20 protein-coding genes, 4 tRNA genes and 2 riboswitches are annotated in these 24,109 nt (G+C 30.8%); of the genes, 17 read left to right on the top strand and 7 right to left on the bottom strand.

Annotation, left to right across the window (positions count from 1 at the left end; translation table 11 throughout):
• Positions 1-55 precede the first annotated feature (55 nt).
• Both spoIIID and RYO54_RS05665 read left to right on the top strand, forming a co-directional pair.
• Positions 56-310, top strand: a complete 255-nt coding sequence (gene spoIIID / locus RYO54_RS05670; RefSeq protein WP_315116577.1) for a sporulation transcriptional regulator SpoIIID — start codon at positions 56-58, stop codon at positions 308-310.
• A 100-nt stretch (positions 311-410) separates the two neighbouring features.
• A complete protein-coding gene (locus RYO54_RS05665; RefSeq protein WP_315116575.1) occupies positions 411-1,445 on the top strand; it encodes a rod shape-determining protein in 1,035 nt (344 codons plus the stop codon).
• Positions 1,446-1,495: 50 nt separating this feature from the next.
• On the opposite strand, the gene yyaC is transcribed toward RYO54_RS05665, so the two are convergent.
• Together yyaC and RYO54_RS05655 are read right to left on the bottom strand one after the other, a co-directional pair.
• Positions 1,496-2,032 (bottom strand): spore protease YyaC, encoded by a 537-nt coding sequence (gene yyaC / locus RYO54_RS05660; RefSeq protein ID WP_315116574.1) that lies wholly within the window; start codon positions 2,030-2,032, stop codon positions 1,496-1,498.
• A gap of 59 nt (positions 2,033-2,091) precedes the next feature.
• Complete coding sequence (locus tag RYO54_RS05655) at positions 2,092-2,811, bottom strand: ATP-binding protein (RefSeq protein WP_315116573.1); 720 nt, start codon at positions 2,809-2,811, stop codon at positions 2,092-2,094.
• Between the two features lie 261 nt (positions 2,812-3,072).
• Between RYO54_RS05655 and RYO54_RS05650 the strand changes: the two genes are divergently transcribed.
• The 5 genes from RYO54_RS05650 (at position 3,073) to metK (ending at position 4,879) form a co-directional block, all read left to right on the top strand.
• A tRNA-Thr gene (locus tag RYO54_RS05650) sits at positions 3,073-3,148 on the top strand.
• 5 nt (positions 3,149-3,153) lie between these two features.
• Positions 3,154-3,238, top strand: a tRNA-Tyr gene (locus RYO54_RS05645).
• 18 nt (positions 3,239-3,256) lie between these two features.
• Positions 3,257-3,332, top strand: a tRNA-Thr gene (locus tag RYO54_RS05640).
• Between the two features lie 5 nt (positions 3,333-3,337).
• Positions 3,338-3,422: transfer RNA gene (locus RYO54_RS05635), tRNA-Tyr, on the top strand.
• Between the two features lie 105 nt (positions 3,423-3,527).
• A riboswitch (SAM riboswitch) is annotated at positions 3,528-3,629 on the top strand.
• Between the two features lie 74 nt (positions 3,630-3,703).
• A complete protein-coding gene (metK, locus tag RYO54_RS05630) occupies positions 3,704-4,879 on the top strand; it encodes a methionine adenosyltransferase (RefSeq protein WP_315116571.1) in 1,176 nt (391 codons plus the stop codon).
• Positions 4,880-4,923: 44 nt separating this feature from the next.
• Here the strand turns inward: metK and RYO54_RS05625 are convergent, their stop codons facing one another.
• From RYO54_RS05625 to vanR, 3 genes are all read right to left on the bottom strand, one after another.
• Positions 4,924-5,913 carry a D-alanyl-D-alanine carboxypeptidase gene (locus RYO54_RS05625; RefSeq protein WP_315116569.1) on the bottom strand — a complete coding sequence of 330 codons (990 nt, stop codon included), beginning with the start codon at positions 5,911-5,913 and terminating at the stop codon, positions 4,924-4,926.
• 204 nt (positions 5,914-6,117) lie between these two features.
• On the bottom strand, positions 6,118-7,266 hold the full coding sequence (locus RYO54_RS05620) for a HAMP domain-containing sensor histidine kinase (RefSeq protein WP_315116567.1): 1,149 nt from the start codon (positions 7,264-7,266) through the stop codon (positions 6,118-6,120).
• Positions 7,244-7,942, bottom strand: coding sequence for a VanR-ABDEGLN family response regulator transcription factor (gene vanR, locus RYO54_RS05615; RefSeq protein WP_315116565.1), 699 nt, complete (start codon positions 7,940-7,942; stop codon positions 7,244-7,246). The genes RYO54_RS05620 and vanR overlap by 23 nt, the downstream gene beginning before the upstream one ends.
• A gap of 375 nt (positions 7,943-8,317) precedes the next feature.
• Between vanR and RYO54_RS05610 the strand changes: the two genes are divergently transcribed.
• The 5 genes from RYO54_RS05610 (at position 8,318) to hpf (ending at position 13,211) form a co-directional block, all read left to right on the top strand.
• A complete protein-coding gene (locus RYO54_RS05610) occupies positions 8,318-10,537 on the top strand; it encodes an ATP-dependent RecD-like DNA helicase (RefSeq protein WP_315116564.1) in 2,220 nt (739 codons plus the stop codon).
• 34 nt (positions 10,538-10,571) lie between these two features.
• Complete coding sequence (locus RYO54_RS05605; protein ID WP_315116562.1) at positions 10,572-11,600, top strand: hypothetical protein; 1,029 nt, start codon at positions 10,572-10,574, stop codon at positions 11,598-11,600.
• Positions 11,573-12,097 carry a ComF family protein gene (locus RYO54_RS05600; protein WP_315116560.1) on the top strand — a complete coding sequence of 175 codons (525 nt, stop codon included), beginning with the start codon at positions 11,573-11,575 and terminating at the stop codon, positions 12,095-12,097. The genes RYO54_RS05605 and RYO54_RS05600 overlap by 28 nt, the downstream gene beginning before the upstream one ends.
• Positions 12,084-12,239 carry a uracil phosphoribosyltransferase gene (locus RYO54_RS05595; protein WP_315116558.1) on the top strand — a complete coding sequence of 52 codons (156 nt, stop codon included), beginning with the start codon at positions 12,084-12,086 and terminating at the stop codon, positions 12,237-12,239. Before RYO54_RS05600 ends, RYO54_RS05595 begins: the two co-directional genes overlap by 14 nt.
• 441 nt (positions 12,240-12,680) lie before the next feature.
• Positions 12,681-13,211, top strand: coding sequence for a ribosome hibernation-promoting factor, HPF/YfiA family (gene hpf, locus RYO54_RS05590; protein ID WP_315116556.1), 531 nt, complete (start codon positions 12,681-12,683; stop codon positions 13,209-13,211).
• A gap of 25 nt (positions 13,212-13,236) precedes the next feature.
• On the opposite strand, the gene RYO54_RS05585 is transcribed toward hpf, so the two are convergent.
• Positions 13,237-14,010 carry a hypothetical protein gene (locus RYO54_RS05585; RefSeq protein WP_315116554.1) on the bottom strand — a complete coding sequence of 258 codons (774 nt, stop codon included), beginning with the start codon at positions 14,008-14,010 and terminating at the stop codon, positions 13,237-13,239.
• A 174-nt stretch (positions 14,011-14,184) separates the two neighbouring features.
• On the opposite strand from RYO54_RS05585, the gene secA reads away from it, so the two are divergent.
• Both secA and prfB read left to right on the top strand, forming a co-directional pair.
• Positions 14,185-16,695 (top strand): preprotein translocase subunit SecA, encoded by a 2,511-nt coding sequence (gene secA, locus RYO54_RS05580; protein ID WP_315116552.1) that lies wholly within the window; start codon positions 14,185-14,187, stop codon positions 16,693-16,695.
• A 16-nt stretch (positions 16,696-16,711) separates the two neighbouring features.
• A protein-coding gene (gene prfB / locus RYO54_RS05575; protein ID WP_315116550.1) for a peptide chain release factor 2 occupies positions 16,712-17,813 on the top strand; the annotation gives its coding sequence in 2 pieces (ribosomal slippage) (positions 16,712-16,789 and positions 16,791-17,813; 1,101 coding nt in all).
• A 12-nt stretch (positions 17,814-17,825) separates the two neighbouring features.
• Here prfB and RYO54_RS05570 read toward each other — a convergent pair.
• A complete protein-coding gene (locus RYO54_RS05570; RefSeq protein WP_315116548.1) occupies positions 17,826-19,178 on the bottom strand; it encodes a M28 family metallopeptidase in 1,353 nt (450 codons plus the stop codon).
• Between the two features lie 102 nt (positions 19,179-19,280).
• Here RYO54_RS05570 and RYO54_RS05565 point away from each other — a divergent pair, with 102 nt between their 5' ends.
• The 3 genes from RYO54_RS05565 to RYO54_RS05555 all read left to right on the top strand — a co-directional run bounded on the left by RYO54_RS05565 (position 19,281) and on the right by RYO54_RS05555 (position 24,063).
• The gene (locus RYO54_RS05565; RefSeq protein ID WP_315116546.1) at positions 19,281-21,440 is read left to right on the top strand and encodes a Tex family protein; all 2,160 of its coding nucleotides are present in this window, start codon (positions 19,281-19,283) and stop codon (positions 21,438-21,440) included.
• Positions 21,441-21,506: 66 nt separating this feature from the next.
• Positions 21,507-21,621, top strand: a riboswitch (FMN riboswitch).
• 96 nt (positions 21,622-21,717) lie between these two features.
• Positions 21,718-22,335, top strand: coding sequence for an ECF transporter S component (locus RYO54_RS05560; RefSeq protein ID WP_315116544.1), 618 nt, complete (start codon positions 21,718-21,720; stop codon positions 22,333-22,335).
• A 150-nt stretch (positions 22,336-22,485) separates the two neighbouring features.
• Positions 22,486-24,063, top strand: coding sequence for a hypothetical protein (locus RYO54_RS05555; protein WP_315116542.1), 1,578 nt, complete (start codon positions 22,486-22,488; stop codon positions 24,061-24,063).
• The last annotated feature ends 46 nt before the right edge of the window (positions 24,064-24,109 follow it).

Raw genomic sequence — 24,109 nt, 5'->3', positions numbered from 1 at the left:
TTAAGGAAATGGTAACGCATATTTATAAATATAGAAGAGTTAAGGAGGTAGCATATTGAAGGACTACATTGAAGAAAGAGTTCTAGAAGTGGCAAATTATATTATAAGTTCAAAAGCTACTATTAGAAAAACCGCAAAGGTATTTGGAGTAAGTAAAAGTACAATTCATAAAGATATGACTGAAAGATTGCCGAAAATAAATCCACAAATTGCTGAAGAAGCTAAAATTATAATGGATTACAATAAATCGGAAAGACATATAAGAGGTGGAAAAGCAACCAAAATGAAGTATAAAGCTATTGAAGGATAGACATATTCCTATTATAATTAAATTATATTGTTATGGGAAATTTTCAATAAATTTTCATTTCAATAAAAGTATAACGAAAGAGTAGGTGTGAATAATAGGAATGTTTTTCTTCAATGTTGGAACCGATATGGGAATAGATTTAGGAACTGCAACGGTGTTGGTATTTAGTAAGGGAAAAGGTGTTGTATTACAAGATCCTTCAGTAGTAGCTATAGATAAAAGTAAAAATAAAGTTTTGGCTGTAGGAGAAGAGGCCAGGCAGATGATAGGTAGAACTCCTGGCAATATTGTGGCTATCCGTCCCCTAAAAGATGGTGTCATATCAGATTATGATTTAACAGAAAAAATGCTTAAATATTTTATAAGAAAAGTTTGTGGAAAAGGAAAAATTGTATCACCAAGAGTAGTGGTATGTATTCCTTCTGAAGCCACAGAGGTGGAAAAGAGAGCTGTAATAGATGCGGCGAAAAATGCAGGAGCAAAAAAGGTGTTTTTAATAGAAGAACCTTTAGCAGCGGCTATTGGAGCAGGGCTTGATATAACTAAAGCAAGTGGAAGCATGGTTATAGATATAGGTGGAGGAACTACAGACATTGCTGTCATATCTTTAGGTGGAATAGTTGTAAGATCCTCTATTAAAATTGCTGGAGATAAATTTGATGAATCTATCATAAGATATATAAGGAAAAAACATAAACTTATGATTGGAGAAAGAACAGCAGAAGATTTGAAAATTAATATTGGATCAGCTTATGCGAGAGATGAGGAAGTTACCATGGAGATAAGAGGAAGAGATTTAGTTACAGGGCTTCCTAAAAATATAATGGTATCTTCAGAAGAAATGAGAGAGGCTTTAAATGAGCCAGTAACTGCTATAGCAGAATGTACTCATTCAGTTTTGGAAAAAACGCCGCCTGAACTGGCATCAGATATAGCGGACAAGGGCATTGTAATGACAGGAGGAGGAGCTTTATTAAATGGACTGGATAAACTAATACAAGATGTGACTAAAGTTCCTGTTCGTGTGGCAGAAGAGGCAGTTTCTTGTGTAGCATTAGGCACCGGTAAGGTACTAGATTTTGTGGATAAGCTAGATTCGGATGGATCAGGAGACGATATAAGTTTAATTGATTAGAATTATACTTATCAATAAAAAGCAAAGGCTTTATCCTTTGCTTTTTATTATTATTTTATTTGCTTATTATCAAAGTTTAATTGATAACTATGAAATAAGGATTTGGTAATAACTTTAGCTAAGTTGAATATCAAATCTAATCTTATTTTATTATTAATAAATATATTACTTTCTGATGAGTCTACTATTCCTATGATTGAGGCATCACCAACATGGGGGAGGGTTTTACCAACACCTTTGCCAGGATGTATGGAATAATCTCGTGCATGTATTTCGCCTATATTATCATGTTCTCCTAAGCAAGCGTCTATAGCAATGATATTTGAATTAGGATGAACTAATTTAATATCGCTGAGTTTTCTATCAATATTTAAAGCATGAATAGGTTCAGAGATTGTTCCATAAATAGGAAGAGGAAAATCTTTTTCTGTCAGAAATGTCCCTACTAAAGGACCTAAGCTATCGCCTATACATCTATCGGTACCTATACATACTATAATTGTATTTAAATCCATATGATCACTTATAAAGTCACCTATGCTTAAGTAAGAAAAAGGATCTTTGAAATGAACTTTAACTTTATTCAATAGTTACACCTCCCTAATAATATATATGAGGTATGGTGGACTATTATTAATTTTATTAATTAATACTTATTTTTATCCCAAATATTTAACTGGTCAATATTCATTAATGAACCTAACAAATGATCTTTTAATCCTGGAATTTCCTTTTCTAAACTATAGGTTAAATCTTTTATATATTGTCTTTTTGTAAAACCGTTAGCAGGGCAAGGGTTTTCAACTATAGGAAAACTATATTTCTTAGCTGTATTTTTAATATCCAATTCATCTATGTATACCATAGGTCTTATTATGGTTATATCTTTTCTGCTTAGGTAAGTTTTAGGCGAAAAGCTATTTATCCTTCCCTCATAAAACATAGACATTAAAAGAGTTTCTATGGCATCATTTTTATGATGACCTAAAGCAATCTTATTACAACCTAACTCTTTTGCCTTATCATTTAATATGCCTCTTCTTAAGTTGGCACATAGAGAACAAGGGTTTTTTTCTTTTCTTATATCAAAAACTATTTCCTTAATATTGGATTCTATTATATAAAAAGGAACATTTAACTCCCCACAAAGTTTTTCTAATGGTGTAAAATCAGCTCCTGTTTTAGGATCGATGGTTACAGCTATTAGTTCAAACTTTTCTGGAGAAAAAATTCTATATTTACTTAATAAATGAAGTAAAGTGAGACTATCTTTTCCTCCGGATAATCCAACAGCTACTTTGTCTCCATCTTCTATTAGTTTAAAATCAGCTACTGCTCTTCTTAATTTACTTAAAAGTTTTTGCATAATTATCTCCTTAGCTATCTTATAAATATTTATAACAATTATTTAATTCAATAGCATTATAATATAAATTTCAACACAAAGAAAGCAAAAATAATTTAATATAACATGTATATTAAATAGAAGATATATAGAGATATATTGAGTAAATTCAACGAGGTTTTTAATAATGATAGTTTATGAGGTTTGAATTTTATTTGATAAGAATGTATACTATTCCTTGTTAACGTATTAAGTTAACTTAACAATTTAATTATTAAATGTGCTGGCATGGCTCAATTGGCAGAGCAGCTGACTTGTAATCAGCAGGTTGTAGGTTCAAGTCCTATTGCCAGCTCCATATATGGAGGAGTTCCCGAGTGGCTAAAGGGGGCAGACTGTAAATCTGTTGGTATTACCTTCGATGGTTCGAATCCGTCCTCCTCCACCAAAAAAATTAATAAAATGTGCTGGCATGGCTCAATTGGCAGAGCAGCTGACTTGTAATCAGCAGGTTGTAGGTTCAAGTCCTATTGCCAGCTCCATATATGGAGGAGTTCCCGAGTGGCTAAAGGGGGCAGACTGTAAATCTGTTGGTATTACCTTCGATGGTTCGAATCCGTCCTCCTCCACCAAAAGACGCATAAATGTGTCTTTTTTTTATATAATTTGAGCCAGAATCATAATTGACATAAAGTTTTTACTATGATATAATGTTTGATGTAAAATATAATAAAATGCTCTTATCAAGAGAGGTGGAGGGAAAGGGCCCTGTGAAACCCGGCAACCAGCATTATATGCTAAGGTGCCAATTCCAGCAGAAGATTTCTGCAAGATAAGAGGAATGGAACGTTAATGTGCCTCTTCTTATTGAAGAGGCTTTATTTTTTATACAAGTTGAAATGGAGGAGAAAAAATGAGAAAGTTGTTTACTTCAGAGTCAGTTACGGAAGGACATCCAGATAAAATATGTGACCAGATATCTGATTCAGTTTTAGATGCTATACTTGAAAAAGATCCCATGGGAAGAGTTGCTTGTGAAACCACAGTAACTACTGGTATGGTTTTAGTTGTTGGCGAGATAACAACTAACTGTTATGTAGATATACCTAAAATTGTTAGGGAAAGTATTGAAGAAATAGGATATACAAGAGCAAAATATGGATTTGATAGCGATACTTGTGCTATATTAACATCTATAAATGAACAGTCTCCTGATATTGCTATGGGAGTAAATGAATCTTTAGAATCCAAAAAAGGAGAAATGGATAGAGAAGAGGCTATAGGTGCTGGAGATCAAGGTATGATGTTTGGATTTGCAACAAATGAAACACCAGAATACATGCCGATGCCAATAGCTATGGCTCACAAACTTGCTAGAAGATTATCAGAAGTTAGAAAAAATGGAACATTATCATATTTAAGACCAGACGGTAAAACTCAAGTTACTGTAGAATATGAAGATGGCAAACCTGTGAGAATAGATGCAATAGTAGTATCTACTCAACATAGTCCAGAAGTTACTAGAGAAGAGATAGAAAAAGATATAATAAAACACGTAATTAGCGAAATTGTTCCAAAAGAATTGCTAGATGAAAATACAAAATACTATATAAACCCAACAGGAAGATTTGTTGTGGGAGGACCACAAGGAGACGCTGGCTTAACAGGTAGAAAGATAATAGTTGATACCTATGGAGGATACGGAAGACATGGTGGCGGAGCTTTCTCAGGAAAAGATCCAACAAAAGTTGATAGATCAGCGGCTTATGCAGCTAGATGGGTGGCTAAAAATTTAGTAGTAGCAGGAGTAGCGGATAAAATAGAAATTCAGCTAGCTTATGCTATTGGAGTTGCTAAACCAGTTTCCATAGCTGTTGATACCTTTGAAACAGGAAAAATACCAAATGATAAAATTGTTGAAATAATAAACAAAGTATTTGATTTAAGACCTGCGTCAATAATTAAAACTTTAGATCTAAGAAGACCTATTTATAAGCAGACAGCTGCATATGGACATTTCGGAAGAACAGATTTAAATCTTCCATGGGAAGACTTAAATAAGGTTGAAGATATAAAAAAATATTTATAAAAATAAAGGGGCTATCTCAAAATAAAGATGAGGTAGCTCACTTTTTATTTTGAGACGGCGTTGCTTTCGAAAATTTGATTATAGACAGTAAATGAATCCAAAATATTGAACTGTTTCGTTTGAGGGCTCCCATCTGCATTAGCAGTGACCAAAATATATTCCTTGCCATCTATTTTTGCTAAGCTGGCAAGACATAATTTAGCTTCTTCCGTGTAACCAGTTTTTCCACCTTGGATAATACCGTTATTCACCTCTTCTGTATCCATGTGTTTAAACATTGTACTTTGAAAAGTGATTCCATCGGGATGGAGATTAGTTGCTTTCGTCGAATGACGTTTTGAAGTATATACTTCTCGAAAAGTATCGTTTTGTAATGCATATTCCAGTAGTTTAGCAATATCATTTACAGTGCTATAATGATTCCTGTCATGTAGTCCTGTGGAGTTGGTAAAATGAGTACTCTTCATTCCTAATTCTTTGGCCTTTTCATTCATTAACTTTACATATTTTCTTTCTGAACCTGAAATTGCTTGAGTTAATCCTATGCAGCTTTCTGCCCCAGAGGGTAATAATACTCCATAAATCAAATCTATTCCTTCTACCTTTTCATTGGGTAAAAAACCTGCCATGGAAGCACCTTCAGAATACAATTTCTTAAACATATTCTCTGGCAGATAAATCATTTCGTGTAAATCTGCCAGATTTTCGATTGCCACTATTGCTGTCATAATTTTTGTAAGGGATGCTGGGTAGATTCTTTCATCAGATGATTTATCCAATAATATCTGATTATCATCTAAATTAATTAGAATGGCGTTTGAACTATATAAATCATTAGCTGCAATCTGATTAACTCCATCGCGAACTATTATTTTTGGGGATTTCACAAATAATTCTGTTTTTAGGTTGATTTTATTTATTAGATAATTTGGCAAAAATAAAGTTGCGACACATACTGCACATACGCATAGTATTGAACGAACACGTGATCTCTCTCTCTTTTTTTTCTTGTGTTTCTGTCTATAAGCTGTCATTTTAATATTCCTCCTTAAATATAAATTACGATATTGCCTTACAACATAATTCTAATGAAATTGAATTTTTTTGTGTAAACAATGGCTTATAGACCTATTAAGATTTTCTTAAGGACTGCTTAATAATTTCAGAATTTTAAAATAGCATGAAAATAAAAAACACCATCCCCTATGAGTTTTCACATCATAAAGGAATGGTGCTTTTTAGCTGTTGATTACTCCTGGTATTTTTATATGGAATATTGTATAACCATGGTTGCTTTCTGCATAAATTTCACCTTCATGTAAAATTACAATTTCTTTGGCAATAGCAAGACCTAACCCGGCATTACCAGTGTCTGTTCCTCTGGATTCATCTAGTCTATAAAATTTTTCGAATATATTATTTAGTTTTTGTGGCGGAATAGTTTTTCCAGAATTCTTAAAAGTTATAATGGCATCCTGTGATTGTTTATGAACATCTATTGTGATTTTACTATTTTCATCACCATATGCAATTGCATTTTTAAATACATTATTGAATACTCGTGCCAGCTTATCTGGATCGCCATAAAACATAATATCATCTTCTGCCTCTACTACAACTTCTTGCTTTTTTTCAGAAAGCATTGGATAAAATTCATCTGCCATTTGAAATAACATATAGGATAGATTAAAGTCTTTTTTCTCTAATATAATGGTTTGAAGATTGTATCTGGTAATTTCAAAAAATTCGTTGATAAGTTTTTCAAGTCGATTTGCTTTTTCTAAAGTAAGTTCCATATATTTTGCTCTTTGCTCAATAGGCATATCTGGCACTTCTGACATTAAGTCCAAGTATCCTATAACTGAAGTAAGAGGAGTCTTTATATCATGTGCAAGATAAACAACTAAATCATTTTTCCTTTGTTCTGCCTGTTTTGCATCTCTTGCTCTCTTTTCTAGAATATGTTTGCACATATTTAGTTTAGTTTCCATGAAGCTTAGTTCTGGGGATAGTTCGATTTCTTTATCTGAACCTTTCATTAAGTCATCCATGCCCTTATCAATTTCATCAAAGTACTTTGTAACCCAAGACATAGCAAATTGAAAAATAATTAGGAAAGAAATTACAATTAAAACTAACATAATTTTATCTCTATTATTACGGAATATATAGTGGTGAATAATTACTGCATCTGACTCAGATAAAGAAAATGTATTTCGCAAGAAACTTACAATCCAATTACCAAAGCGGCCTTGTAATAAGGAACTTAATAAACCTAAAAATCCAACGCTTGCTAAAATAAGTATTAATACTTTAAAAAATGTTTTTCGTTTGAATGCTAAATAATCATTTTTTCTAGTTTTATTAGTTTTCAATTTTATAACCAACTCCCCATACGGTTTTGATATATTTCGGATTTTCAGCAGAATCATTCATTTTTTCTCTTAAGTGTCTAATGTGAACCATAATGGTATTGTTACTGTTGCTAAAGTATTTATCTCCCCAAACCTCATGGAATAACCTGTCAGAGCTTACGACCTGACCTTTGTTTTCGCACAAAACCCATAAAATTGAAAATTCTGTAGGGGTTAAAGACAATGGTCTTTCATTTAAAAAACATTCATGAGTATTTTTGTCTACTACCAGCCCGCCTATAGAAATTAGGTTTTCTTTTTTGGATTTGTTTAATTGGTTATATTTCGTGAATCTTCTTAATTGTGCCTTTACTCGTGCCACTAGCTCTAGTGGTCGAAATGGCTTTGTAATATAATCATCTGCACCTAATGTTAGACCTGTGATCTTATCCACCTCTTCATCTTTTGCAGTTAACATAATGATTGGAAAGTTATAAGAATCTCTTATTTTTTTGCAAATGGAGAATCCATCTATATCTGGGAGCATAATGTCTAAAATAGCCATATCCAAGTCTTCGGTTTCTATAACTTTCATTGCTTCTATGCCTGTATAACATTTGAACACTATGAAATTTTCATTTTCTAGGTACAATTCAATTAAATTAGCGATTGCTTTTTCATCCTCAACTACTAAAATTTTAGTATACATATATTCACCTTCTTTTTATTTTTCTTAGGTTATCTTTTCTGCGCCTACTAAATTAAAGAGTACAATTGTCTATTTAAGTTTTGCTCTTAAGTACTTACTCTTACATATACAAATGCCATAATTAAAATGTACTTTTACAGCAATTTATATCATTATAGTAAGTTAAACGATTAGTTCAGTCAATATATTTAGCAATACATCTATGTAATAATTATTACATAAGTAGAAAAAATTAGAATTATATTAATTGCTGTGGTTTTTATTTTATAGGCAGTCAATAATATTAATGATATAAAATATTATGTTATAATGTATCTATATAAATGGAATATTATTGGCTGTTAGCCGTGGGATAAAAAGAGTAGGAGAGATTTTATGGCAGAAATACAAGTAACTGTAGATTCTATCATATTTAAAAATGATGACAATGGATATGTAGTAGCAAGGGTAAAGGAAAAAAATAAAACAACAACTATAACAGGATGCATACCTTATATAATGGAAGGGCAAGATTTAAAGTTGACTGGGGAATGGGTTACACATCCTCAATTTGGAGAACAATTTAGAGTTGATATTTGTGAAGAAAGTTTGCCAAATACTATAAAGGGTATAGAAAGATATCTAGCTTCAGGAATAATATCTGGAATAGGACCCGTTACTGCGAAAAAAATAGTAGAAGCTTTTGGGGAATCTGCTTTTAATGTATTAGAGAACGATATTGAAAGATTAAAAGAGATAGAAGGTATAGGGGAGAAAAAAATAGCTATTATTTATAAATCTTACGGTAAGCAAAAAGAGTTGAAAAACATAATGATGTTTTTTCAAAATTACGGAGTAACTACCAATCAGTGCTTAAAAATATATAAAAGGTTTAAGAGTGACTCCATAAGAATAGTTAAGGAGAATCCATATATTTTAACAGAGGAAATATCAGGTTTTGGATTTAAAACTGCGGATAAAATTGCAAGGAATTTAGGAATCGAGCTAAGTTCCCCTTTTAGAGTAGGGTGTGGAATAAAATATATAATAAATCAGTTTTGCGGCTTAGGTAATACATGCATGCCTATGGATAGGCTTCTTAAAGAGGGAATAAGCATATTAGGGGCTAGTGAAGAGCTTCTCAAAGAAAGCTTAATACATAATGCTTATGAAGGCAAAATCAAAATAGAGGAGTGTAGAGGAGAGCAATATGTATTTACAATACCTTATTATTACTGTGAATTGGGTATAACAAAAAAAATTATTACACTTTCTCTATGCAATTTTAATAAACTAGAAATAGATATAGATGAAGAAATAAATGAGTTTGAAGAAAATAACCACATTAAATTTGCTACTTCTCAAAAAGAAGCTATAAAAGGTGCATTATTAAATGGTATTGAAATAATTACTGGAGGTCCTGGTACAGGAAAAACCACAATAATAAACTGCATAAGTCAAATATTTGAGAAATATGGAATGAGTGTATTTATGGCTGCACCTACTGGAAGGGCAGCAAAAAGAATGGGAGAGGCTACAGGAAAAGAAGCTAAAACAATACATAGATTGTTAGAAATGGGAGCTGGGGAAGATGAGGAAGAACTGTTCTCTAAAACTGAAGAAACTCCTTTAGAGTGCGATGTTATAATTGTTGATGAGGCTTCTATGATAGATATAGTTCTTATGCATAATCTGTTAAAGGCAGTACCACTAGGTACAAGATTAATAATTGTTGGCGATGTGGATCAACTTCCGTCCGTAGGACCAGGAAATGTACTAAGGGATTTAATTGAAAGTAGTTGTGTAAAAGTAGTAAGACTAAAAGATATATTTAGGCAATCCTCAAAAAGTATGATAGCTTTAAATGCTCATAAAATTAATAATGGTGAAATGCCTATTTTGAATGAAAAGAATAAGGATTTCTATTTTATAAATAGTGAGGATAGCTCAAAAGTTTTAGATACAGTAGTTAGTTTAATAGATAAAAGATTACCTAGCTTTAATAAAAGTTGGGATAAATTAAAACATATTCAAATATTAAGTCCTATGAGAAAAGGCCTACTTGGAGTGGATAACTTGAATGAAAAGCTTAAAGATGTGCTAAATCCTAAATCCAGTGATAAAAAAGAGAAACAATTTAGAGAAACTTTATTTAGAACTGGAGATAAGGTAATGCAGATTAAAAACAACTACTCTTTAAAATGGAAAAGAGTAGCGGGCATAGGTGAAAATGAAGGATTAGGTATATTTAATGGGGATATGGGATATATAAAGGATATAGATGAAGAGAATGATACGTTGACAGTAGTATTCGATGAAGAAAGAAAGGTTGTTTATGAAAGCATTTATCTTGATGAACTAGAATTGGCATATGCGATAACTATACATAAAAGTCAAGGAAGTGAATTCCCAGTAATAGTTATTCCTGCTTTTATGGGGCCTCCGTTACTTATGAATAGAAATTTACTATACACTGGAATAACTCGTGCTAAAAGTTTGGTTGTAATAGTAGGCTCTTTAAAATCTATAAAATTTATGATTGATAATAATAAGAGTTTTGAAAGATATTCACTTTTAAAATGGAGGATAGAAAACATAATGAATGCTGCTAATTAAAACATAATGATATTGGAGTGTAGAACTTATGTTTATGAGTAAAGTTGCGAAGTTAAATTCTGAAGAGGAAAGGCTAGAAAATCAAATTTTAAATTGGTTATATTCTGGGGAACAATTTTTAAACATAGTAACTGTACCCAATAATTCCTCGTATTTATTGACTAAAGTTATAGAAGATTATTTAAGATTAAATAACAAAATTTTATATATAACAAATGAGGAAGAGGAATATATTGATGTATTTAGAAATTTAAAAGGAAGATCCTTTCATAAAAATTATGCTTATTTAAGAAATGCATCCATAGAACTAGACAGAAATTTGATAGTATGCAATTACAATAATGCTCTAAAATTAAAAAGCAAATTTGATATAGTAATCTACGATGACATAAGGAGTTTGCCTATTTATAGCAAATATGAAATTATAGATATAATGGCAAAATGTTGTAAAGAGAATGGTAGACTTATATCTTACTCTGTTGAAGCTTTATTTAACAAAAAAAGAGAAGTTTATTTTCCTATTTTAGAAAATAGATTGCCATTAGTGGAGCCCAGGATTGTAACTACCAAGATAGATTTAAATGGAGATATACCATATACAATTTATGAATATTTAAAATGGTGGATTCATAGTAATAAAAAAGCTATTTTATATGTTCCTAATGAAGAAAATGTATTTAATGTATTTCGATACATCAATAGATATTGTAAAGAGTTAACTAATAATATAGTTTGTTATTACAAAAATAAGAGTTCTGAGAAATTATTATTAAACTTTAGAAAATGTAAATCAGGCATATTAATAACGAATGATTTAAAAGAAAGGTCTTGTAAACTTTATCAAGACAAAGATATTAATGAAATGGTGTTTTTTGCTGACAATCGTGTATTTAATTATAAAAAATTAGTTTATTTTTGTGGGGCAGAGGCTTTAAATAAAAATGGAGCAGGTAGAGAACTTTTATTTGTAGCAAATGAAGAAAATGAACAAATGTATAAAGCTAAGAATATGGTAAGGAATTTTAATAGGGAAGCATGGGAAATGGGATTATTAAATATTTAGAGAATATAGTAGACGCAGTACTATCTATAATATATAGTGAAAAAGATGAATGCCCATTATGTAGAGTATATGTGGAAGATAGTTTTCTTTGTCAGAGATGTCTAAATAACATTAGCTTTATTACAGACTCATTTGCAATTAAGAGAGAAGAATATAGTTTTAAATATTATAGTTTAGCAAATTATTCAGACAATATAGCAGATATGGTAATAAGGTTAAAATATAAAAAAGATTTTCAATGTGGTGAAGTATTAGGTCATTTGCTAAGCAAGAAGATAATAGAAAATGAACTTAATCCTCATTATTTAACCTTTGTTCCGATGACCAAAAGAGCCGTTAAAAAGAGAGGGTATAATCAAAGTGAATATTTGGCTAATGTAGCAGGAAAATATTTAGGTATACCGGTCATTCAATCTCTTAATAAAACTAAAGATACCTTAGATCAAATAGGATTAAATGGTAAGGAACGATGGAACAATGTTCATGATTCCTTTTAAAAATAAAATAAAAAATAAAAAAATAATATTAATTGATGATGTGATTACTACTGGGGCTACAGCATATAATTGTGCAAAGGTACTTATGGATAATGGAGCGAAAGAAATAAATATCTTGACTGTAGCGAAAAGTAATGTATAATTTTAATATATTGAGTTAGGTTTGTGATTGAAAGTCGATGCCAGTCGCAGGCGAAACGATCCACGTAAGTTAAATAAAATGTTTAATGAGCATGGTGCGGCTTAGAAGTAAGTCCTGCCGTTATAGAATTTAATGGCGAGAGGGCTAGTAGTGAGAGGTTAATTCCCGGTAGCGAAAACTCCAGCAGGCGGGTGTGGGGTCAAAGATCAGGTCAACTAGCTTAATAAAAAGAGTTCTTATTTTAATAATAAGAACTCTTTTTGCAGAAAAATATAGCAATTTTGTGATAGGCTAAGGAATAGTTAATATAAGATGGCTTAGTATATTTAATATTTTGTAAATTTAGATAATTAAACTTGTAATTTGTATCTAACAGTATTAAAATAAAGATAACAAAACAAACATTACTCTTTTATGAGAGTATAGAGAGGGGCTGAATGTATGAAAATTACTGTAACTGGGAAAAATATTGAAATTACAAATGCATTAAGAAATGTAGTTGAAAAGAAGTTAGATAAGTTAGATAAGTACTTTAGTCCAAATGTAGAAGCCCACGCTACATTGAGTGTACAAAAAAATAGTCAGATAATGGAAGTGACAATTCCTTTCAATGGAGTAATCTTAAGAGGGGAAGAGGCAACAGAAGATATGTATGCTTCAATTGATTTAGTTGTGGATAAGCTAGAAAGACAAATAAGAAAGCAGAAAACTAAACTTCAGAAAAGGCTCTACGGTGATTCACTTAGATTCCAATTTATACCTGACGAAGAACGTAAAGATGTAAGTGAACCTAGAATAGTAAAAACAAAAAAATTTGCTATAAAGCCAATGTCAAATGAAGAAGCTTTGCTTCAAATGGAACTTTTAGGACATAATTTCTTTGTTTATGAAAGTGCAGACACTGGTGAGGTAAATGTAATTTATAAAAGAAAAGACGGAAATTACGGGCTTATTGAACCTGAATTTGAATAATTAACATAATATATAAAAGAGGAGACTATGTCTCCTCTTTTAAGTTTAACCAATAAGATAAATTATCTAGATTTTCTACCACAATATCTACATCATAAGGTGATTTTATATATTCTTCAAATTCCAATGAGTTTTTTAAAAGCAGTGCAATCTTACAGCCATTCTTTTGCAATTCTAAATTATCACTTCGCAATTTAGAAGTTACCACTATGGTATCTTTAGCATTTATATTAAATTTTTTGAATATGTAAATCGTATTATAGTAAGGAGGAGAATCAGGTATTATCAATCTATTTTTATAGAAGGTTTTAATGTATTTCAAATTACAATTATCATTACATGCTACGCAAGAGTTAAATCTATTAGTACATAAATTAGAAGAGAATATTAATGGAATATTAAAGTTGTTTATTGCAGTCATATCCTCCTTTGGTATTTTGTTAGTATTCATTATAATTAAATTTGGATTTATAAAATCTATTTTAATATTACATGAATAAAAGTCATGAAAATCCATGGTATAGCTTATAGGATAAATATTTATTTTGTTGTAAATACTTTTACAATAATCTAACAATAGATAAGATGGAGTTAAAATGTTGCAAAGGTTACATTTTACTCCCAGGTCATTTATAGTGGAGTAGAGATTTTGTCTGCTGATATCACAGTTATATGTAGCAAAGTATCTTTTATTTATTGGAATTTTATTAATAAATTTAATCCATTCTTTCCTTTCTTGAGGAGAATTATGTAAAATATCTTCAATTATAAACAAGTAATTTTTATATTTGGATATCATGAAATCACTCCTAAATCATTATAATTTTATTATAATAGGAAAAAGTTGCTATTGTAAAATAATATTTAACAATTTGTGTATTAATTTTATATTAAGTTGAACGCATATAAATTAGATGGTATAATCTATAAAGATAAGGATAATTAGAAAATTGAGATAGCGAGGATGAAAAGAATGAGATTATTTGAGAAAATATTTGGAACATATAGCGATAGAGAATTAAAAAGAATAATCCCAATGGTAGATAAAATAGATGCTTTAGATTCAAAGATGCAAGGCCTTACGGATGAAGAATTAAGGGCGAAAACAGATGAGTTTAAAGACAGATTAGCCAAGGGAGAGACTTTAGATGATATTTTAATAGAGGCTTTTGCAGTAGTTAGAGAAGCTTCATGGAGAGTTATAGGATTAAAACATTACAGGGAGCAGCTGATGGGAGGTATAGTTCTTCACCAGGGAAGAATTGCAGAAATGAAGACTGGTGAAGGTAAGACATTAGTTGCTACTTTGCCGTCTTATTTAAATGGACTTTCAGGTAATGGAGTGCATATAGTTACAGTTAATGACTATTTGGCTAAAAGAGATATGGAACTTATGGGGCCAATTCATGAGTTTTTAGGATTAAAGGTAGGAGTTATTCTTCATGAATTAGAACAGGGAGAAAGACAACAGGCTTATAATTGTGATATAACCTATGGTACAAATAGTGAATTTGGTTTCGATTACCTAAGAGATAACATGGTGATATATAAAGAGGAAAAGGTTCAAAGGGGTTTAAATTTTGCTATAGTAGACGAAGTTGACTCTATATTGATAGATGAAGCTAGAACTCCTCTTATAATATCTGGTCAAGGAGAAAAATCTACAGAGTTCTATAGAGTAGCAGACTATTTTGCTAAGTCCCTTATAAAGGATAAAGACTGTACAGTAGATGAAAAGGCTAATGCAGTTCTATTAACAGATGAGGGAGTAGTTAAAGCAGAAGAGTTTTTCAAGTTAGAAAACTATGCTGATTCAGATAATATGGAAATACAGCACCACGTAGTTCAAGCGTTAAAAGCTAATTATATGATGAAAATAGATAAAGACTACATTGTAAGAGACGGCGAAATAATGATAGTAGATGAGTTTACAGGTAGAGTTATGGAAGGAAGAAGATATAGCGACGGACTTCACCAAGCTATAGAAGCTAAAGAGGGAGTTAAAGTAGAAAGAGAATCTAAAACTCTAGCAACAATAACTTACCAGAACTACTTTAGAATGTTTGCAAAACTATCAGGTATGACAGGTACAGCACTAACAGAGGAAAATGAATTTAGAGAAATATACGGTTTAGACGTAATTCTAGTACCTACTCATAAACCAGTTGTAAGAGCGGACCAGCCAGATTTAGTTTATAAGACAGCTAAAGGTAAATATAAAGCTATAGTAGAAGAGATAGCAGAGACTAGTAAAAAAGGTCAGCCAGTTCTTGTAGGTACTGTGAGCATTGAGAAATCAGAATTAATATCTGATATGCTAAAGAAAAAAGGAGTTAAGCATCAGGTGCTAAATGCTAAATACCATGAAAAAGAAGCAGAAATAGTTTCTCATGCTGGTGAATATGCAGCAGTAACTATAGCTACTAACATGGCAGGACGTGGTACTGATATTAAACTAGGAGATGGCGTAGTAGAAGTAGGCGGTCTTAAAATCATAGGTACTGAAAGACATGAATCAAGAAGAATTGATAATCAATTAAGAGGACGTTCAGGACGTCAAGGAGACCCAGGTGAATCAAGATTTTATGTTTCATTAGAAGATGATTTAATGAGAATATTTGGTTCTGACAAACTAAAGGGAGTAGTTGAAAAATTAGGCCTTGGTGATGATGAAGCCATAGAAAGCAAGATGGTTAGTAGCGCCATAGAAAATGCTCAAAAGAAGGTTGAAGGTAATAACTTCGATATCAGAAAGACATTAATACAGTATGATGACGTAATAAATCAGCAAAGAGAAATAATCTATAAACAAAGATCTCAAGTTCTTGAAGGAGAAGATTTAAAAGAACAAGTTCAAGATATGATAAGAGATTCAGTATACTCTGTTGTAGATTCACATATTTCTGGAGTACAAGAAGAGTTTGAAAATGAATTGACAAACTTAATAAATTACTTAGAAGATATGTATCTTCCAAAGGACTATGTAACAGTAGAACAGCTATCTGGATTAACAAGTATGGAGATAAAAGAAAAATTATTTACTATAGCTCAGAATATGTATATGGATAAGGAAGAGGACTTTGGTTCTGAGCAAATGAGAGAAATTGAAAGAGTTATACTATTAAGAGTTGTTGATACAAAATGGATGGATCATATAGACAATATGGATCATTTAAAACAAGGTATAGGTCTTAGAGCATATAAACAACAAGATCCTGTTCAGGCTTACCAGTTTGAAGGAAGCCAGATGTTTGAGGAAATGATTTATAACATAAAAGTAGATACAATAAAATATCTTTTCAGAGTTCAAATACAAACTGCTCCAGAAAGAGAAAGAGTAGCTAAAGAAACAGCTACTAATCAGAGTGGAGATGATTCGGTTAAAAGAGAGCCTATAAGAAAAGAAAATAAGATAGGTAGAAATGAACCATGTACTTGTGGTAGTGGAAGAAAATATAAAAATTGTTGTGGAAGAGAAGCTTAATAGGAGTTGAGTGCGGATGTTTTTAGAATTAGATTCAACAATAGATGAATTAAATTCTCTTGAATTAAACCTTAAAGAAATAGGGGATTCACTTTGACTTAGATAAAATTAAGTTAAGGATGGATGAATTACAAAATACAATGGGGGAAGCAGACTTTTGGAGTGATTTGAAAAAAGCTCAAGAAATTACTCAAGAAGAAAAGTTTCTCAAAGCAAGGTATGAAAAATTTAAGGATTTTCAGTGTAGAGTGGAAGATGCGAAGATTCTTTGTGATTTAATTAGAGAGGAAGAGGATTCTTCTTCTCTAAAAGAACTGCTAAATGAAGTGGAAGAATTGGGATTAGGTATAGAAACTTTTAGAATTGAAATCCTCTTAAGTGGTGAATATGATAGAAATAATGCTATAATAACTCTTCATTCAGGGGTTGGAGGTACAGATGCCCAGGATTGGACTGAAATGCTTTTAAGAATGTATACTAGATGGTCTGACAAGAAAGGGTATAAAGTAGAGACATTAGACTTACTTCCAGGAGATGAAGCAGGAATAAAGAGTGTTACTTTAAAAATTAGCGGAGATTTTTCATATGGATATCTAAAAGCAGAGAAGGGTATCCATAGACTAGTGAGGATTTCACCGTTTAATGCTAATGGAAAAAGGCAAACTTCATTTGCTTCACTAGAAGTATTGCCAGAACTTACTGAAGATCAAGATATAGATATAAGAACTGAAGATTTAAAAGTAGATACCTATAGGGCAGGAGGAGCAGGAGGGCAGCATGTTAATAAAACAGAGTCTGCCGTTAGAATAACGCACATACCTACAGGTATAGTTGTTCAATGTCAAAATGAAAGAAGTCAACATTCAAATAAGGACTCAGCATTAAAAATGCTTAAAGCAAAATTAGTTCAACTAAAAGAAGAAGCTCATAAAGAAAAAATAGAGGATTTAGCTGGAGAACTTAAAGATATGGGATGGGGGAGCCAAATACGTTCCTATGTATTTCACCCATATAATTTGGTTAAGGATCATAGAACTGGAGCTGAAACTAGTAATTTAACAGCAGTTATGGATGGAGATATAGATTTATTCATAAACCGATATTTAAAGGGAATATAAGAAAAACCCCCATTATATATGGGGATTTTTTGACCACTTTATTCTTTCTAAGCTAAGTAGGATTATTGAAAATATTAATGAAGTTAATGTTATAATTTTATTATATATTATAAGCAAATTGTTTCCGAAAGCGTGTTTAATCAACTCTTTAGATGCAACTTTAAAACATCTATTAATTGATTTGTCGCTTATAAATTCAGGTTTGTCATCTGGAGTGTGAATTCTACTTAAATCATTATCGATAAAAGTTATTGCGTCTATATTTGCATTTCTAAAGGCTTCGTGATCACTAGAATCTTGAAATAAGTAATTAAAATGTATTTTCTCTTTTGCACATGCAGAGGCGGCAGACTTAATAAGTGGAGAGTTTATAGAATCTTTTTCTCCACCCATTATGCATAGTGGTGCAGGATTATTAGTTCCAATCATATCGAAATTAAATACTTTGCTATCTTTTAGTAAATCGCCATAGTCTTTAACAAACTCTCTAGCACCCAAGCACCCAAATTCTTCTGCATTAAAACCTATAAATAAGATATTTTTTTCTGGTTGTCCAAGAGAAGATATATACTTGCTCAATTCTAGGATGAAAGCAATGCCAGAGGCATTGTCGAGGGCACCAGCATATAAAGTGTTATTTAAATCCGTTCCTAGGTGATCGAAATGGGCGGATATTACTATAGGGGAAGAGCTTTGATCTTTGCCAGGTATTAATCCTGCTACATTGCTTACAGTGGTTTTATCTATTTTATAAGGAATGTAGCAGTGGATTTTATATCCATCTTTTAAGTAATTTTCAATTTGATTTCTAGTATTGCTTGTTATCATTAAGTAAAGATCCATTGGGGATTCAGGTAAAAATGAACTTCTAAATTTTAAGTTATCATTTTCAGCCACATATAAAAACATAGTACCCTTATTAGTACCAACAGCAATGAATTCTTTATTTACGGACACATTATTATTTTTATCAAAGATAATATCATTTACTTTGAAGTTTATCATATCCTCTTTATAGTCTTTATAATACTGAAATTCTTTAATTACTTCATTGTTTTCATCTAATATCCTCAAATAAGGAGAATCATTTAGTTTTTGGGGATAATAAGTAGTAAAATTATGATAATAACTGTTGTTAAACGGGATTAAATTATTGCTTGCAAATTTTTCTTTTACAAAGTTTGCAACCTGCATATTTTCTACAGTGCCTGCTAATCTTCCTTTTAGTTCCTTTGATGAAAGGTATTGTATATCATTTTTTATGTTATTAGTATCAAAGCTTTGTATTCTCATAGATGTCCCAAATGAGAAATAGAAAATAATTAAAAATAGGGTAGCTAAAAATCTAGATATTTTTTTAGACATAAATAACTCCTTATAAAAATAGTGTCTTATAAAATATATTATATTGGAAAAAATATATAACCATTGTAAAATAAATTTGAATTAGTTTTAGTGGAGGTAGCTATGAAAAGTATTATAGAACAATTATCTAAAGAGTTAAATATAAGTTTAAATAATGTAAATAGCGTTATAGAATTGTTAGATCAAGGAAATACAATTCCTTTTATTGCTAGATATAGAAAAGAAGCTACAGGAGGTCTTACAGACGTAACTTTAAGAGAATTAAGTGAGAGATTATCTTATTTAAGAAATCTTGAAAGTAGAAAAGAAGATGTAGTTAGGATAATAGAAGAGCAAGGAAAGCTTACAGAAGAATTGGAAAGAAAAATATTAAACAGCGAAACAATAACAGAGGTTGAGGACTTATATAGACCTTACAGACCTAAGAAGAGAACTAGAGCTACAATTGCAATTGAAAAAGGATTAGAACCCTTGGCTCAAACAATAATTAGTGGAAATTTTAAAGGAAACATAAATGAAGAAGCTTCCAAATACATAGATGAGGAAAAAGGAGCAACTTCTGATGAAGAAGCTCTAGGGGGAGCTATGGATATAATCAGCGAAATAATATCTGATGATGCTGATTATAGAAAATGGATTAGAATGTATGTTAATAAAGAAGGAGTAATAGAAACAAAGGGTGAGAGCAGTGAACCTACACCATATGAAATGTATTATAATTATACAGAAGCTGTAAGATCAATTCCTTCTCATAGAATATTAGCTATAAACAGAGGAGAAAAAGAAAAAATACTCTCAGCAAAAATAACTATTAATATGGATAAAATTATTGATTATTTAAAAACTAAAATAATGAAGAATAATGAAATTACTGATATATATCTAGAAAAGAGTATAGTGGACTCTTTAAAAAGATTGATGTATCCTTCCATAGAAAGGGAAATAAGAGGCGAACTTACGGACAGGGCCGAAGAAGGGGCTATAGATATATTTAAAGCTAATTTAAGTGCTCTCCTTATGCAAGCCCCTATAAAAGGAAAAGTGGTTTTAGGATATGACCCTGGATTTAGAACAGGATGTAAAATAGCAGTACTAGATGACACAGGAAAATTAATGAGTATAGCTACCATTTATCCAACGGTGCCTAAGAGGGATGTTGATGGAGCTATAAAAACTTTAAAAGAATTAGTATATAAATATAATGTAGATGTAATATCATTAGGAAATGGTACTGCAAGCAGGGAATCAGAGGAAGTTGTTGAAAAGCTTATAGGAGAAGTAAAAGAAGAAAGTGGAAAGGATTTATTCTATGTTATAGTATCAGAGGCTGGAGCATCAGTTTATTCCGCTTCTGAATTAGCTGTTAAGGAATATCCAGATATTGATGTATCAATTAGAGGAGCTATATCAATAGGTCGAAGATTACAGGACCCATTAGCAGAGCTAGTAAAAATAGATCCTAAATCCATAGGTGTTGGTCAATATCAACATGATGTAACGCCTAAAAAATTAGATGAATCTTTAAAGGGTGTAGTAGAAGACTGCGTAAATACAGTAGGTGTAGATTTAAATATAGCCACTCCTGCATTGCTATCTTATATTTCGGGAATAAATTCTGCTATAGCTCAAAACGTTGTAACATATAGAGAAGAAAAAGGTAAGTTTAGCAATAGAAAAGAACTATTAAAGGTTAAAAGATTAGGAGAAAAGGCTTTTCAGCAGTGCGCAGGATTTTTAAGAGTTATGGAAAGCGATGAACCATTGGATAATACATCAGTGCATCCTGAATCTTATGAAGCTACAAAAAAACTTTTAAATACTTTAGGATATAACATTGAAGATTTAAAAAATAAAGATTCAATAGATATTGAGGAAAGAGTAAAAAACATAGGCCTAACTGAGTTAAGCGAAAGTTTGGATATAGGTATTCCTACACTACAAGATATAATAAAAGAACTTAAAAAACCAGGTAGAGACCCTAGAGAGGAATTGCCAAAGCCAATTTTTAAAACAGGGGTAATAGATATCACTCAATTGCAGCCTGGAATGGTATTAACAGGTACAGTTAGAAATGTAGCTGATTTTGGAGCTTTTATAGATATTGGAGTACATCAAGATGGATTAGTTCACATAAGTCAACTAGCTGACAGATTTGTTAAGCATCCTTTAGATGTAGTGAAGGTTGGAGATATTGTAGAAGTTAAAATATTAGAAGTAGATTTAAAAAGGAAGAGAATAGCTTTAACCATGAAAGAGATATAAAATTTTGTTTAAATTATGTTGAAATTTTAACAATACTGTTCTATAATAATATTGAAAAGATAATAAGTTTATCTTCAGGGCGGGGTGTAAGTCCCCACCGGCGGTATAGCCCGCGAGCCGAGAGGCATGATTCGGTTAGATTCCGAAGCCGACAGTATAGTCTGGATGAAAGAAGGTATTGATGTAATTATGCTATTGATTACAATTACGCCCTGACAATTTTTTTGTCAGGGTTTTATTTTTTATTAAAATATATGATGTAGGAGGGAAATAAAAAATGAGGAATAAAAAATTAAACAAATCAATAAAAATTACATTATTGAGTGTTATAGCTTTTTTAATAATGTATATTGAATTGCCAGTACCGTTTTTTCCAGAATTTCTTAAAATAGATGTGAGTGATGTACCAGCTCTAATAGGAGCCTTTGCTTTTGGACCTATAGAAGGAGTTATTATTGAATTAATTAAAAACATATTACATGGTGTATTTGCCACTAAAACGGCCTTTGTTGGAGAAATGGCTAATTTTTTAGTGGGATCTGTAATTGTAGTAACAGCGGGAGTTATATATAAAGGTAATAAAACAAAAAAATCAGCTATTTTTGGATTGGCATTAGGCTCAATAGCTATGTCCATAGCTGCAGGAATATTTAACTACTACTTACTATTGCCTTTATATCAAAAGGTTCTCAATATACCAATAGAAGCTTTTGTTGGATTAGCATCAAAAGTAAACCCTATGGTAAAAGATTTATGGACATTTATACTTTGGTCAATAGTACCTTTTAATTTGATAAAAGGAATATTTGTATCAATAATAGCCTTAGGTATCTATAAGAGCGTATCTCCAATACTTCAAAAGGAAAATATGGAAAATAAGTTTGCTAAAAACTAAGTTTTTAGCAAACTTTTTTAATACAGGTAAATAAATTTCTTGAGAATTTATAAGTATACTCTTAACTTTTAATTTTAGACTCTTCACTCTCTAAGGAGTTTATACGATAATTATAATAATTAGACTAAAAATTTAAGGGGGGAGAGAATTATGGCAGGTATTTGGAATATTAATGGAGTATATGACTTAAATTCAAGTAAGATTAAAGATAAAATATCATTTGAAATAGGAGAAATGCTAGTCGGTAGAATCATAAATGTAGATGAGTTGAAAGATGAAGTGATACTTAGATTATTAGATGGATGGCAGTTTCCTGCTAAATTAAACAAACTTTTAGAATTTCCTCCTACTGGAATCTTAAAATTTAAAGTTGAAGGATATGAAGATGGAAAGATAAAATTAGCTATAGTTACTCCTAAAAAAGACGAAGAGAGTTCTAGTAAAGATTCTTTAGATGATATCTTATTAAAGCAAAATATTGTTCTAGAAAAAGAAGAATATCCTCTTTTAGAAAAGATGACTAAGCATAATATACCTCTTACCAAAGAAAATATATCAAAAATAAAAACTATAGTTGATTTTAGGGATAAGATATTAGAGAATCCAGGTGAAGAAGAGGCTTTTATAAATAAGTATTTAGAAAGCAGGGGTATTGAAGAAAATTCAATAAAAGGGGAGAAGATTAAAAATATATTAAAGGAAGTTTTTAATGAATTAAAGAATTTAAATGAAGAGGATATACTAACTTTGTTTGAAAACAATATAGATATTACAGAAGACAACGTGGAAGGGTTTAATAATGTTTTTAAGGGAGATAAGACTATATATAAAGCTATAAGTAATATAGAGAATTATCTAGATAATGAAATCAAAAATGGTGTTGAAGCAAAAAACAATGAAACTAAAGGCAAAGAAGTAATTTTAGAGGAAAGTAAAACTAACAAAAGTAATGACTCAGAAGTTGTTAAAGATAAATCTATTGGAAAAGATATAAATAGAGATATAAACAAAAATATAAATAAAGATATAAATAAAGAAAAAAATTTAAATGATAATAATAAGATAGATAAAGATAGTAACGTAACCGTGGCAAATAAAGAAAATGACAATATTGCATTAAAAGAAAAAGAAGTTTTGTCAGATAAAACTTCTATGAAAAAGATGCCTAAGGAGGAGCTTTGGAAGGAAGTAAAAAATGAAATAAACTCTAAGCTAGAAGAAATGAAAGAAACATTAAAATCTATTTTAGATGTAAAGAATAAAGTTAAGGTAGAAGCTTATGATAAAGTTATGGATTGGATAAAAGACAATGCAAATAATTTTAAAGTATATAATACTATATCTAATGAATATTACTATATGGATATACCTTTAAAATTAAATAAAGAAAGCTATGATTGTAAATTAATAATTAAAGATGAAAGAAAAAAGGGGAAAAAAATAGATAGTAAAAATGTAAAAATTGCTACATCTATAAAAACTGTAAATATGGGAATTGTGGATGCTTTTATATGTGTAAATAATAGTAATATGAATGTAGATATTAAGTGTTATCCGCAGTGGGCAAAAGTAATAGACAATGGAAAAGATAAGATGTTGAATGACCTATCACAAATGGGGTATAATGTACTCATCAAAGTAGAAGAGAAAAAAGAAGATTTTAATATTGTAAATTGCAGAGAATTTTTTGTTGATAATAATTTAGGAAGCATTAATGTTAAGGTATGATTCTCTTTAATTTTAGGGGGATTATTTATGAAAAAGAAAAGGGCAG

The sequence above is a fragment of the uncultured Clostridium sp. genome (assembly GCF_963515715.1).
Classification (GTDB): domain Bacteria; phylum Bacillota; class Clostridia; order Clostridiales; family Clostridiaceae; genus Clostridium_AW.
The sequence above is the reverse complement of the archived record's forward strand: the minus strand, read 5'-3'. Positions and strand labels throughout refer to the sequence as shown.

Bases quoted from the DNA above. Each gene is read 5' to 3' on its own strand.
- RYO54_RS05665 (WP_315116575.1), top strand. From the start codon at position 411: ATGTTTTTCTTCAATGTTGGAACCGATATGGGAATAGATTTAGGAACT.
- RYO54_RS05655 (WP_315116573.1), bottom strand. From the start codon at position 2,811: ATGCAAAAACTTTTAAGTAAATTAAGAAGAGCAGTAGCTGATTTTAAA.
- metK (WP_315116571.1), top strand. From the start codon at position 3,704: ATGAGAAAGTTGTTTACTTCAGAGTCAGTTACGGAAGGACATCCAGAT.
- RYO54_RS05625 (WP_315116569.1), bottom strand. From the start codon at position 5,913: ATGACAGCTTATAGACAGAAACACAAGAAAAAAAAGAGAGAGAGATCA.
- vanR (WP_315116565.1), bottom strand. From the start codon at position 7,942: ATGTATACTAAAATTTTAGTAGTTGAGGATGAAAAAGCAATCGCTAAT.
- RYO54_RS05610 (WP_315116564.1), top strand. From the start codon at position 8,318: ATGGCAGAAATACAAGTAACTGTAGATTCTATCATATTTAAAAATGAT.
- RYO54_RS05605 (WP_315116562.1), top strand. From the start codon at position 10,572: ATGAGTAAAGTTGCGAAGTTAAATTCTGAAGAGGAAAGGCTAGAAAAT.
- RYO54_RS05600 (WP_315116560.1), top strand. From the start codon at position 11,573: ATGGGAAATGGGATTATTAAATATTTAGAGAATATAGTAGACGCAGTA.
- RYO54_RS05595 (WP_315116558.1), top strand. From the start codon at position 12,084: ATGATTCCTTTTAAAAATAAAATAAAAAATAAAAAAATAATATTAATT.
- hpf (WP_315116556.1), top strand. From the start codon at position 12,681: ATGAAAATTACTGTAACTGGGAAAAATATTGAAATTACAAATGCATTA.
- RYO54_RS05585 (WP_315116554.1), bottom strand. From the start codon at position 14,010: ATGATATCCAAATATAAAAATTACTTGTTTATAATTGAAGATATTTTA.
- secA (WP_315116552.1), top strand. From the start codon at position 14,185: ATGAGATTATTTGAGAAAATATTTGGAACATATAGCGATAGAGAATTA.
- RYO54_RS05570 (WP_315116548.1), bottom strand. From the start codon at position 19,178: ATGTCTAAAAAAATATCTAGATTTTTAGCTACCCTATTTTTAATTATT.
- RYO54_RS05565 (WP_315116546.1), top strand. From the start codon at position 19,281: ATGAAAAGTATTATAGAACAATTATCTAAAGAGTTAAATATAAGTTTA.
- RYO54_RS05560 (WP_315116544.1), top strand. From the start codon at position 21,718: ATGAGGAATAAAAAATTAAACAAATCAATAAAAATTACATTATTGAGT.
- RYO54_RS05555 (WP_315116542.1), top strand. From the start codon at position 22,486: ATGGCAGGTATTTGGAATATTAATGGAGTATATGACTTAAATTCAAGT.